The organism is Pseudomonas sp. NPDC047961, assembly GCF_050272435.1.
In the GTDB taxonomy this organism is placed as follows: Bacteria; Pseudomonadota; Gammaproteobacteria; order Pseudomonadales; family Pseudomonadaceae; genus Stutzerimonas.
The window spans coordinates 255,586-267,480 of the sequence record NZ_JBNNMD010000005.1 but is presented as its reverse complement, the minus strand read 5'-3'; the positions used below and the strand labels follow the sequence as shown (position 1 = coordinate 267,480).

Below are 11,895 nucleotides of genomic sequence, written 5' to 3'. Positions count from 1 at the left end.
CTGCCTGTAGCTCGGCCAACCAGAACCCACACAGACCTCGATGGCCGGACGTTCGGCCTCGCAACCGTTTAGGTGTCGCCTTTGCTACACAATGCTGCCCGCCGACCGGCTCGTCTCATTCCGCTCGCCTTTCTCATTGCGACCTTGCTGGGCACGGCGCTGCTGTCGCTTCCGGCGGCCACGGCCGGGCCTGGTCAGGCACCGCTGCTGACGGCGCTGTTCACCGCCGTGTCGGCGGTCTGTGTGACGGGGCTCATCGTGCAGGACACCGCGGTCTACTGGTCGTTTTTTGGTCAATGCGTGATTCTGCTGCTATTTCAGGTGGGCGGCTTGGGCATCATGAGTGGCGCGACCCTGCTCGGGCTGATGGTCAAGCGACGGCTGCAGTTGAGCAGCCGTCTGGTCGCGCAGCAGGAGACACGCTCGCTCGGGCTTGGGGACGTCACGGGCGTGTTGCGGCTGATCCTGCTGGTTACCTTGAGCGTCGAGCTGGTCGTGACGGCGGTCCTTACCCTGCATTTTCGCCTGAGCTATGACCTGACCTGGTCCAAAGCACTCTGGGACGGGCTTTTCCATGCGGTATCGGCGTTCAACAACGCCGGCTTTTCGACCTATTCCGACAGCCTGATGAGCTTCGCCACGGACCCGGTGGTACTGGTGCCGGTCATGCTGGCGGTGATCATCGGCGGTCTGGGCTTTCCCGTGCTCTACGAGTTCCGCCGCGACCAGCGCGGTAAGCCCTGGACCATCCATACGCGCATCACGCTGTGGGGTTCTGCGGTGCTGCTGTTCGGCGGCATGGTGGCGATCCTGTTCTACGAGTGGAGCAACCCGGCAACGCTCGGCGGCATGAGCCTGGGCGACAAACTGCTGTCGGGGCTGTTCAGCTCGGCAGTGGCGCGCACGGCGGGCTTCAACAGCCTGGACGTCGGCCAGTTCGAGGCGCAGACGCTGGCCGTGCATTACTTCCTGATGTTCGTCGGCGGCGGCAGCGCGGGCACCGCGGGCGGAATCAAGGTGACGACCTTCTTCCTGCTGTTCTTCTTCATCTGGGCCGAGATTCGGGGCAACGCCGACACCGTGGCTTTCCGCCGCCGCATCTCTTATGCGACGCAGCGCCAGGCGCTGACCGTGCTGTTCCTCGGTTCGCTCACTGTGGCCATCGGCACCATGATCCTGCTCAGCGTGACGCGCCTGGAGCTGGGCGTCGTGCTGTTCGAAGTCATTTCCGCGTTCGCCACGGTCGGTCTGTCGACCGGCATCACGGCGGACCTGCCACCGTCCGGTCAGCTGGTGATCATCGCGCTGATGTTCATCGGCCGGGTCGGCACCATTACCCTGGCCACGGCCCTTGCGCTGCGCAGCGTGACCAAACACTACCGCTACCCGGAGGAGCGCCCCATTGTTGGATAACCTGTTCGGCAAGACATTCGAGAACGACAGCGTCGCCGTCATCGGCCTGGGGCGATTCGGTTCGGCCGTCGCCGACTCGCTTACGTCCATGGGGCACGAAGTGCTGGGCATCGACAGCAACAGCGCGAACGTCCAGCAATGGGTGGACCGCCTGACCCACGTGGCTCAAGCCGACTCCACCGACGTCCGCGCGTTGCGCCAGCTGGGCGTCGATCAGTTCCGCCATGTGGTGGTAAGCATCGGGACCGATCTCGAGGCCAGCGTATTGACTGTGCTCGCGCTGCAGGAGCTGGGCGTGCCGGACATCTGGGCCAAGGCCCTGAGCAAGCGCCACGGGTTGATCCTCGAGCGCACCGGCGCCCATCACGTTGTCTACCCGGAAACGTCAATGGGCGAGCGCGTGGCGCATCTGGTCACCGGCAAGATGTTCGAGTTCATCGAGTTCGACGACGGCTTCGCCATCGCTTCGACCCACGCCCCGAAGCGTATCCACGATAAGACACTCGCTGACTCCGGGGTGCATACGCATTACGGCGTGACCATCGTCGGGGTGAAGCGGACCCATGAAGACTTCATCTACGCCAAGCCAGAAACCCTGATACACCCAGGTGACATTCTCATCGTGGCGGGCGAAACCAAGCGGGTGGAAAAGTTTGCCGCGGCAAAGGGCTAGCCGCGAGGCCGCTGCGGCTAGCTGACCGCTCGGAGCTGAACATGAACGGCTGATGCCCTATCCCGGTCGCACATAAGAGCAATCGGGAGGCACACGCATGACCACTCTGAGCAATGTTTTATGGGGCGCTCTGGCGCTCGGCCTGGTAACCGGGATGCGCAGCACGCTGGCGCCCACCATGACCAGTCGGGCACTGGCTGCGCAGGACGATATCGACGCCGCAGACGAGCCGGCGCGCACCCTGGCCTCGCACCGCGCACTGCAATTTCTGCTGCCCATGGCGACGGGCGAACTGCTGGGCGACAAGATGCCCTTTGCACCGGACAGGACCATCCTACCGTCGATGATGTTTCGCGCCCTGTCGGGCGGGGTGACTGCTGCGGCGCTGGCCAGCGCACGGCGACAGCCTCTATGGCTTCCGGCATTGGTTGGCGCAACGGCCGCGCTTGTCTCGTCGAAGGTCGGGCTCGCCTTGCGCAAACCCTATCAGGCCAATCCCTATGTCAACGCCGCGCTGGGGCTGACGGAGGATTGCGTGGCGCTGGCAATCGGTAGCGCCGGGCTGCGGTGCGCGCTGGGCAAGCGCTAAGGGGAGGTGGCGCGGTTCGCTAAAGCCGGGTGAAACCACACGGGCCGCATGGCGGCCCGTGATCGCTCAGCGGTCGGCGTTCTACCGCTTGATCACGCACACCCGGTCTGTGCAGGTGCCGGCGTGGGTGGCATCCAGGCTTTCCGTTGCGTCGCGGGTGCCGACGGTTTCGCCAGCCAGGCCGCCGCCAGTCGGTGAGGCGGTGCCGGTGTTTTCCGGGTAGTCCGTACCGGCCCGTTTGGCCGCGGTGCCCACGTCGTAGCGCCCGGTATTGCCGGAGCCCGTGTGGGTGTCGGTCCCGTGGCCGGTACTCGCTGTACCCGTTGTGCCGGTGACCGGAGCAGCCGTATCGCGGGTTCCGGTTGAATGGCTCTCTGTCCCGGCTGCATGGCTGGTGGACCCCGCGAAATGCTTGTCCAGGTGACTGTCACCGCCGGTGGCGCCGGCATAGGGGCTGGTCGCTCCGGCATAGCCAGGGGTCGAACTTGCACCGGCGCCGTTGTCGTCGATACTGAGCGCGCCGTTGTACTCCAGTGCGTCACGTGCGCGGAGCAGCTGATCCTCGTCGTACACGTCGACGGCGATCACCAGCGAGCCGCGGCGCACGGCCTCCGGATATGCCGTGGCGTGGCGACGGTGTTCTTCATGCGGCTCATGGCCGAACAACGACTTGAAGAAGTGCGCGACTTTGGACTCATGATGTTCGCGGTCGACGGTTTCCCCGGTGGTGGAATAGGGCGCGTCGTAGGCATGGATTTCCGCGCGGTCGGCGCCTACGGAATGAATCTGTTCTCTGGCGATGCCCCGCGACATCAGGTCACCCTGGGTGCGGTTGGCATCGGTCAGCGTTGCGAACGCTGCTACTAGTGTGTGTTTCATGGTTCACCTCGCGTTGTGTTGAACAACTGGGTAGTCGAGCGCTGCGCTGTCAGTACCGCATGACACGTAAGGGTGCGGGTAACCACGGCAGCCTGCTGCTTGATCGGCTGCAACAAGAGCAACGCTCATTGATATTGGGTCGGGACGTACCGCTATAGTTCAGATCAGCGGTCGGAAACTCGGCCAACCTGGCTTGCGCAGGCGATGGCGGCTCAAGGCAAGATGGGCGTTTGGTTGAGGATGAAGGCGCTTGATGACGGCCGTCAGCGCTGCCCATGACGGCGAACGCAGGGGACGGCAGCTGCAGTGTTGCGTCGGCAGGAAGGCGGGTGCGGGGTGGGGCTTCGCTGGTGTGTTCGAAGGCCGGTCAGTTTGCCTGACCGGCCGCGTGGCTTAGTCCAGGTCCGACGCGTCGTGGCGTTCCGGCGCCTGTTCGGACTCATCGCCCCAGGTGCGATTGACCTTGCGTCCGCGAATCACCCCCGGCCGCTCGGCTACTTCAGCGGCCCAGCGCTGTACGTGTTTGTAGTCCTGCACCGAGAGGAATTCACCGGCCTCGTACAGCTCTCCGCGGGCCAGCACGCCGTACCAGGGCCAGATTGCCATGTCGGCGATGGTGTAGTCGTCGCCAGCGATGTAGCGGTTGTCGGCCAGCTGGCGGTCGAGTACGTCGAGTTGGCGCTTGACCTCCATGGCGTAGCGGTTGATCGGGTACTCGTACTTTTCCGGCGCGTAGGCATAGAAATGCCCGAAGCCGCCGCCGAGGAAGGGCGCCGAGCCCATCTGCCAGAACAACCAGTTCAGGGTTTCGGTCCGTGCGCGGGTTTCGGTCGGCAGGAAGGCGCCGAATTTCTCGGCGAGATACATCAGGATCGAGCCGGACTCGAACACCCGCAGCGGTTCGCCTTCGACGCTGTGGTCGGCGAGTGCAGGAATCTTCGAGTTCGGGTTGATTCCGACAAAGCCGCTGCCGAACTGGTCGCCATCACCAATCTTGATCAGCCAGGCGTCGTATTCGGCACCGCTATGACCGAGGGCGAGCAGCTCTTCGAGCATGATCGAGACCTTCACCCCGTTGGGTGTGGCCAGCGAATACAGCTGCAGCGGATGCTTGCCCACCGGCAGCGCCTTCTCTTCCCGCGCTCCGGCGGTAGGGGCGTTGATGCTGGCAAACTTGCCGCCCGAGGGCGCGTCGTGGGTCCAGACTTTTGGCGGTACGTAAGGGGTGTCAGGCATGGGCAATCTCCTCGAGTGGGTTGAACCGGGGATGTGCACAGCATCCTACGCGTTTGGACGGCAGGGTCGAAATCAAGCGGGTTGATAGTGGGCATCAACGATGCGCAGGCGTGCGCGATCTTTAGATGGGCAGGGCTGGCGGTCCGTGGCTAAACGGGCCTAGTGATCGCCAGCAAGCTGGCTGCTACAGCGATCTATCGAGGCGACAGGGGCGAGTCAGGACTCTCGGAAATGCGGCAGGTCGTGTTTGGTCAGCGGCAGCCGGACGATAAAGGTCGTGCCTTGCTCGGCATTGGATTCGACATGAATGGTGCCCTGGTGGGCGGCCACGATCTCGCTGGCAATATAGAGCCCCAGGCCTAGCCCGGAGTAAGGACCATGCTCACCCGCGGCGTACTGGGAGTGGCGGCTCATGGGGTTGAAGATGTCAGCAATTGCCTCCTCCGCAATCGGCTCGCCCTGGTTGTGCACGGAAAACACCGCATGCGCCTGTTCGGGGTGCAAGGCCACCCTGATCTGTGATGTGGCGCTGCCGTGCTGCACGGCGTTGCCGATCAGATTGGAAAATACCTGCTCCATCCGCGACGCGTCGAACAGCCCGGTCAGGTTTCCGCTGGTCTCGCAGAGAATGTTGCGGTCCGGGTGATAGGCCAGCACTTCTTCGGCCATGCCTTCGCACACTGCTGCCAGATTGGTTTCCACCCGGTGCACCGGAATGCCTGCACCGCTCTGCGAACGGGTGAAATCGAGCAGGTCGTTGACGATCTTGTTGGCACGTTTGACGCTGGTATAGATGCGCGATGCCAACATGGTCGGCTTGGGCCCCAAGCTACCGTCGAGCAACAGCACTTCCGCACCGAGCTGAATCGCGCCCAGAGGCGTGCGCAAATCGTGTCCAAGGATGCCCAGAAAGACATTCCGCGTGCCGTTGACCGTTTGTGAGTAGCTGGCCACGGACTCGGCGAGCGCTTGGTCGATGGCCTCGTTGAAGCGGGTCATGTCCTCAACTTCGAAGTCGGTGCCTGACTTGATTGCCTGCAACCACTTGCTCAGTACGCTGGAGCGCAGGGCGCGGTACTCGGAGACCATTTCATCGATGCTGAAGCCGGCGTCATGACGCAACACGGCGTGAGTTTGCGCCGCCGTTTCACCGCCGCTCTTGTGGGTCTTGCCGACGGATTTGTTGAACTGCTGGGCTTTGGACTGACTGGTGCTCAGGTCCTCGGCAATCGTTCGCAGCATCAGCTCGGCATGGTCCCGTAGGGCTTCGGTGTCCATGGAACGGGATCCCAGAATGGTTCTGGCGAAGTCTTCCCACGACTGGAGAATGGGCTCGAGGTTATCGAGGATGAAATTGGCAAGGCGCATCGGGCTGCTCCGCAAGGTTGGACGCCGCTAAGCTCACCTGGACAACGGTGGCGTCTTGCCCACGGCTGATGCGGATGTGGCCGATGCGAAATCAAAGGGTCGTGTAACGCGCTCAGTATGCACGAGCCCTGTCGCAGTTATGGCGCGAACCGCTGCTCGGTCACCGGGCGGCGGCCTGGGTAAGTCTTGGAGGAACGGTCAGTAGCGAACGCCCATGCCCAGGCGGTGCAACTCTGCAGGTCGATCAAGCAGATTCGATAGGGATCGTCGGCATCGGATAGCCGAGCGGCTTTTGTAGGAGCCAGCTTGCTGGCGATCCGGGGCTGCAGGGCGTTATTGATCGCCAGCAAGCTGGCTCCTACAGGGAGATGGCTTACTGCTGATTGCCCACGGCTGATGCGGATGTGGCCGACGCGAAATCAAAGGGTCGTGTAACGCGCACTCAGTATGCACCAGCCCTGTCGCAGTTATGGCGCGACAGGGCTGCTCGGTCACCGGGCGGCAACCTGGGGAAGTCTAGGGGGAACGGTCCGCAGCGAACACCCAGGCCCAGGCGGTACGGCTCGGCAGGTCGATCAAGCAGATTTGATAGGGGTCGTCGGCATCGGATAGCCGAGCGGCTTTTGTAGGAGCCAGCTTGCTGGCGATCCGGGGCTGCAGGGCGTTATTGATCGCCAGCAAGCTGGCTCCTTCAGGGGAGATGGCTTACTGCTGATTGCCCACAGCTGATGCGGATGTGGCCGACGCGAAATCAAAGGGTCGTGTAACGCGCTCAGTATGCACCAGCCCTGTCGCAGTTATGGCGCGAACCGCTGCTCGGTCACCGGGCGGCCTGGGGAAGTCTAGGGGGAACGGTCCGCAGCGTACGCCGAGGCCCAGGCGGTACGGCTCGGCAGGTCGATCAAGCAGATTCGATAGGGGTCGTGGGCATCGGATAGCCGAGCGGTTTTTGTAGGAGCCAGCTTGCTGGCGATCCGGGGCTGCAGGGCGTTATTGATCGCCAGCAAGCTGGCTCCTACAGGGGAGATGGCTTACGGCTGAAACGAAAAAGCCGCTGCCCAGATCATGGTGCAGCGGCTTTAGGTTCGTTTTGCGAGAGAGCTTAGCCGCGAGCGCCCCGCACCCCTTCGCTCAACTCACGGCACAGACCGAGCACGCCCTTGACGGCTTGTTCAGAGGTTTCGGCATTGGCGATCTGGTCGATCAGCGCCGAGCCCACCACCACGCCATCGGCCAGTCGGGCGATGGCAGCGGCCTGGTCCGGGGTGCGGATGCCGAAGCCGATGCACAACGGCAGATCGGTGTGGCGCTTGAGGCGGGCCACGGCTTCTTCGACGTGTTCCAGCGTTGCCGAACCGGCACCGGTCACACCGGCCACCGAGACGTAGTAGACGAAGCCCGAGCTGCCGTTGAGCACGGTCGGCAGGCGCTTGTCGTCGGTGGTCGGGGTGGTCAGGCGGATGAAGTCGATGCCCGCGGCCTGGGCCGGGTCGCAGAGGTCTTCGTTATGCTCCGGCGGCAGGTCAACGACGATCAGGCCGTCGACGCCTGCTTCCACCGCCTCGGCAAGGAAGCGTTCGACGCCCATCTTGTGGATGGGGTTGAAGTAGCCCATCAGCACCAGCGGCGTGGTCTGATTGCCCTCGCGAAATTCGCGAACCATTTGCAGGGTTTTCGCCAAGTCCTGCTTGGCCGCCAGGGCGCGGATGTTCGCGAGCTGGATCGCCGGGCCGTCGGCCATCGGGTCGGTGAAGGGCATGCCCAGTTCGATGACGTCGGCGCCGGCGTCTGGCAGGCCCTTGAGGATGGCCAGCGAGGTGGCGTAGTCCGGGTCGCCGCCGGTGACGAAGGTCACCAGGGCCGCGCGGTTTTCCTGTTTCAGCTGGTCGAAGCGCGTCTGCAAACGGCTCATATATGTTCTTCCTGTTCGTCGTAGTGGTGCATGACGGTCTGCATGTCCTTGTCGCCGCGGCCGGAGAGGTTGATCACCATCAGGTGATCCTTCGGCAGGCCGGGGGCGCGCTTGAAGACTTCAGCCAGCGCGTGGGCGCTTTCCAGGGCCGGGATGATCCCTTCCAGGCGACAGCACTTGTGGAACGCAGCCAGGGCTTCGTCGTCGGTCACCGAGGTGTATTCGACGCGGCCGATGTCATGCAACCAGGCGTGCTCCGGGCCGATGCCGGGGTAGTCGAGGCCGGCGGAGATCGAGTGGGCGTCGATGATCTGACCGTCGTCGTCCTGCAGCAGGAAGGTGCGGTTGCCGTGCAGCACGCCCGGCACGCCGCCGTTGAGACTGGCGGCATGCTTGCCGGATTCGATGCCATGGCCGGCCGCTTCAACGCCGATGATCTTGACTTCTTTATCGTCAAGGAACGGATGGAACAGGCCCATGGCGTTGGAGCCGCCACCGATGCAGGCCACCAGCGAATCGGGCAGGCGACCTTCTTGCGCCATCATCTGGTCACGGGTTTCCTTGCCGATCACGGACTGGAAATCGCGAACCATGGCCGGGTAGGGGTGCGGGCCGGCGACGGTGCCGATCAGGTAGAAGGTGTCGTGGATGTTGGTCACCCAGTCGCGCAGGGCTTCGTTCATCGCGTCTTTCAGGGTGCCGGTGCCGGCGGTGACCGGGATCACCGTGGCGCCGAGCAGCTTCATGCGGAAGACGTTGGCCTGCTGGCGCTCGATGTCGGTGGTGCCCATGTAGATCACGCACTGCATGCCGAAGCGTGCGGCGACGGTAGCGGTGGCCACGCCGTGCATGCCGGCGCCGGTCTCGGCGATGATGCGCTGCTTGCCCATGCGCCGCGCCAGGAGGATCTGGCCGATGCAGTTGTTGATCTTGTGCGCGCCGGTGTGATTCAGCTCTTCGCGCTTGAGGTAGATCTTGGCGCCGCCGCAGAACTCAGTCAGGCGCTCGGCGTAGTACAGCGGAGAAGGGCGGCCGACATAGTCGCGCTGGAAGTACGCGAGTTCCTTGGCAAACTCCGGATCGGTCTTGGCTTTTTCGTACTCGGCGGCCAGCTCATGGATGAGCGGCATCAGGGTTTCGGCGACGTACTGACCGCCAAAGTGGCCAAACAGGCCCTTGGCATCAGGGCCGCTGCGGAATGAGGTCATGGTGATCTCCTGCGGAAAAGGGTGGCGGCCATCCAGACGCGAGTAAGGATTGCGCGATGGGCGGAAAATTAACCGACTCTGGCCCGGATAAAAAGCGATAAGATCGCCTCGACCTGTCAGGAAAACTCACTAATGAGCCAAGCCCTTCCTCCCCTCAATGCACTTCGCGCTTTCGAAGCGGCCGCTCGATTGCAGAGCGTAAGCCAAGCGGCAGCGGAACTCAGCGTGACCCACGGAGCCGTCAGCCGGCAGATCCGGTTGCTCGAAGACGACCTTGGCGTGGCGCTGTTCAGCAAGGAAGGTCGCGGCGTAAAACTCACCGATGCGGGGCTGCGGTTGCGTGATGCAGCAGGCGAGGCGTTCGAGCGGTTGCGCGACAGCTGCGCCGAGCTGCGCCAGCAGACCGCCGATGCGCCGTTCGTGCTCGGCTGTCCGGGCAGCCTGCTGGCGCGCTGGTTCATTCCGCGGCTGGACAGGCTCAACCGCGACCTGCCGGATCTGCATTTGCAACTGTCCGCCAGCGAGGGCGAACTGGACCCGCGCAGGCCGGGGTTGGACGCCACGCTGCTATATGCCGAGCCGCCGTGGCCAGCCGATATGCAGGTATTCGAGCTGGCCACCGAATGCATCGGTCCGGTACTGAGCCCGCATCATCCGAACTGTGCGGCGTTGCGCCAGGCACCGCCGTCGGTGCTGTTCAACGAAGCGCTGCTCTACACCGCGTCGCGTCCGCAGGCGTGGCCCGCCTGGGCCCAGGGCAATGGGCTTGATCCCAGCATGTTGCGCATGGGGCAGGGCTTCGAGCATCTCTACTTTTTGCTGGAAGCGGCGCTGGCCGGGCTGGGTGTTGCCATCGCACCGCAGCAATTGGTGGCCGATGACCTGCGCCAGGGCCGCTTGCTGGCGCCTTGGGGATTCGTCGAAACCCGGGCGCGGCTGTCGCTGTGGGTGCCGTCACGGCGCACGGATCGACGCGCTGAGCGATTGGCGGACTGGTTGCGCCAGCAGCTGGCTTGATGAAGCCCCACCCTAGGTGCCACGTGAAAGATCGAGCGGTTTTTGACTTCGATGACCCCTGGGCGGAACGCTAGCGCGGCGCTCGTAGCGGTTCGTCTCGTAAGATTTCGTAACATCCTCGCGGGTCCACTCGGCAACTTTTCCGCAACCCGCACCAGAAGCGCAATCGGCGTTTCGCCTGATTCGTATCGGTAAGGCGCTCGACGGCTGATTACTCGATTTTCATGAACTCACAAACGGCCCGGGCGCTCGGTATTTATGTGAGCGCCATCCTCTGGTGCTGACTTCCAATCAATCACAGAGGAGAAGCACGATGACTAACAAACTTCACACAATGCTCGGTGGTATCGCACTCGCAACGGCCATGGCGGCCAGCGCTCCGGCCTTCGCGGAAGTAGGCGATTTCGGCGTATGGGATAAAGACAATTCCGGCGTGGTCACCATGGGCGAATGGGACACCGGTTTCGATAACGACGCCTTGTTCACCAGCTGGGACAGCGACAAGGACGGCATGCTCTCCAACAACGAGTACGGACAAGGTCTGTACGACGCCTATGACGCCGACGATAGCGGCGATTGGAACGAGACGGAATACAACGCCTTCTATGACGACGCGGGTGATGGTGGCTGGCTGGATATCTAACGTATCCGCTCTGCATCCATGAAAGACCACTGATGTACTGGCGGTCTTTTCATGGTGCGGGCCGCTCGCCTAGCAGTATCTCGTGAGCGTTGGAGTTAGGTCTGTCGCTCTGCAAAGAACCTATCGCAAGAGAGGTTTCCATGAACACGATTACGAAAACCCTGATTGCAACCGCTATCGCCGGATTCGCGACTGCTCCACTTGCAGCGGAATCGGGTAATGCCCCTAGCCCTTACCAGAAGCACGATGGGACCTGGATCAGCCTGAACGGCACCGTAGAGTCGGTGAAGCCCGATTCCTTCATGCTGGACTACGGCAAGGGCAGCATCATCGTCGAGATGGACGACTGGGACTGGTATTCCGAAGGCACCGCCTTGAAAGCCGGGGACAAGGTCACGGTCTATGGTGATGTGGATGACGACATATTCGAAGTGACGTCGATCGAGGCCAACAGTGTTTACGTCGAGGGCCTGAACAGCTTCTTCTTCGCCAGCGCCAACGATGAAGAAACGCCATGGCGGACCGCGACCTTTGTGCCCTCTGCCGAAACCACGATTCAGGGCACCGTGCAATCGGTCAAGGATCGAGAACTCACCCTCGATACGGGTGACGGCTCGCTGACCATCAATACCCTCACCATGTCCTATAACCCCTTGGACAAGGACGGTTTCCAGCAGGTCGAGAAGGGCGACCGCATCAGTGTCATGGGACAAATGGACCCTGCCTTCTTTGGCAATCGTGAGTTCAACGCGAAGTCGATCATCACGATTTCCGATGACAGCCAGCAAGAGCAGAATAGCTAGTTAGCGACCTACGCGCGTCATCTCCTGTTTCGCCCGTTTCGCTTCTGCGAAGCGGGTTTTTTTTGGAAAGCGTCCAGCCGCGGTAGCTGACGTAACTCACCGTCGTTGCCGATGAACGGCTGCGCCACTCGTCCGGTGCCACTAAATCGACACC

12 protein-coding genes are annotated in these 11,895 nt (G+C 62.7%); 6 read left to right on the top strand and 6 right to left on the bottom strand.

Going from position 1 to position 11,895, the window contains the following annotated elements; all coding sequences use genetic code 11:
* Positions 1-144: 144 nt before the first annotated feature.
* The 3 genes from ACQKIK_RS17740 to ACQKIK_RS17730 all read left to right on the top strand — a co-directional run bounded on the left by ACQKIK_RS17740 (position 145) and on the right by ACQKIK_RS17730 (position 2,675).
* The gene (locus ACQKIK_RS17740) at positions 145-1,413 is read left to right on the top strand and encodes a TrkH family potassium uptake protein (protein ID WP_499136916.1); all 1,269 of its coding nucleotides are present in this window, start codon (positions 145-147) and stop codon (positions 1,411-1,413) included.
* The gene (locus ACQKIK_RS17735) at positions 1,403-2,086 is read left to right on the top strand and encodes a potassium channel family protein (RefSeq protein ID WP_081262857.1); all 684 of its coding nucleotides are present in this window, start codon (positions 1,403-1,405) and stop codon (positions 2,084-2,086) included. Before ACQKIK_RS17740 ends, ACQKIK_RS17735 begins: the two co-directional genes overlap by 11 nt.
* Positions 2,087-2,183: 97 nt before the next feature.
* A complete protein-coding gene (locus tag ACQKIK_RS17730; protein WP_499136915.1) occupies positions 2,184-2,675 on the top strand; it encodes a DUF4126 family protein in 492 nt (163 codons plus the stop codon).
* A gap of 81 nt (positions 2,676-2,756) precedes the next feature.
* On the opposite strand, the gene ACQKIK_RS17725 is transcribed toward ACQKIK_RS17730, so the two are convergent.
* The 6 genes from ACQKIK_RS17725 to trpB all read right to left on the bottom strand — a co-directional run bounded on the left by ACQKIK_RS17725 (position 2,757) and on the right by trpB (position 9,278).
* A complete protein-coding gene (locus ACQKIK_RS17725; RefSeq protein ID WP_499136914.1) occupies positions 2,757-3,554 on the bottom strand; it encodes a hypothetical protein in 798 nt (265 codons plus the stop codon).
* Between the two features lie 393 nt (positions 3,555-3,947).
* Positions 3,948-4,790 carry a glutathione-dependent disulfide-bond oxidoreductase gene (yghU, locus tag ACQKIK_RS17720; RefSeq protein WP_499136912.1) on the bottom strand — a complete coding sequence of 281 codons (843 nt, stop codon included), beginning with the start codon at positions 4,788-4,790 and terminating at the stop codon, positions 3,948-3,950.
* 216 nt (positions 4,791-5,006) lie between these two features.
* Positions 5,007-6,158 carry a sensor histidine kinase gene (locus ACQKIK_RS17715; RefSeq protein WP_499136911.1) on the bottom strand — a complete coding sequence of 384 codons (1,152 nt, stop codon included), beginning with the start codon at positions 6,156-6,158 and terminating at the stop codon, positions 5,007-5,009.
* 516 nt (positions 6,159-6,674) lie between these two features.
* Positions 6,675-6,839 carry a hypothetical protein gene (locus ACQKIK_RS17710; RefSeq protein ID WP_499136909.1) on the bottom strand — a complete coding sequence of 55 codons (165 nt, stop codon included), beginning with the start codon at positions 6,837-6,839 and terminating at the stop codon, positions 6,675-6,677.
* Positions 6,840-7,260: 421 nt separating this feature from the next.
* The gene (trpA, locus tag ACQKIK_RS17705) at positions 7,261-8,070 is read right to left on the bottom strand and encodes a tryptophan synthase subunit alpha (RefSeq protein WP_045422860.1); all 810 of its coding nucleotides are present in this window, start codon (positions 8,068-8,070) and stop codon (positions 7,261-7,263) included.
* The gene (gene trpB / locus ACQKIK_RS17700; protein WP_499136908.1) at positions 8,067-9,278 is read right to left on the bottom strand and encodes a tryptophan synthase subunit beta; all 1,212 of its coding nucleotides are present in this window, start codon (positions 9,276-9,278) and stop codon (positions 8,067-8,069) included. Before trpB ends, trpA begins: the two co-directional genes overlap by 4 nt.
* Before the next feature lie 132 nt (positions 9,279-9,410).
* On the opposite strand from trpB, the gene ACQKIK_RS17695 reads away from it, so the two are divergent.
* The 3 genes from ACQKIK_RS17695 to ACQKIK_RS17685 all read left to right on the top strand — a co-directional run bounded on the left by ACQKIK_RS17695 (position 9,411) and on the right by ACQKIK_RS17685 (position 11,741).
* Positions 9,411-10,295, top strand: a complete 885-nt coding sequence (locus ACQKIK_RS17695; protein WP_127838073.1) for a LysR family transcriptional regulator — start codon at positions 9,411-9,413, stop codon at positions 10,293-10,295.
* A 313-nt stretch (positions 10,296-10,608) separates the two neighbouring features.
* On the top strand, positions 10,609-10,938 hold the full coding sequence (locus ACQKIK_RS17690; RefSeq protein WP_046163407.1) for a hypothetical protein: 330 nt from the start codon (positions 10,609-10,611) through the stop codon (positions 10,936-10,938).
* A gap of 140 nt (positions 10,939-11,078) precedes the next feature.
* Positions 11,079-11,741 (top strand): NirD/YgiW/YdeI family stress tolerance protein, encoded by a 663-nt coding sequence (locus tag ACQKIK_RS17685; RefSeq protein ID WP_499136907.1) that lies wholly within the window; start codon positions 11,079-11,081, stop codon positions 11,739-11,741.
* Positions 11,742-11,895: the final 154 nt, after the last annotated feature.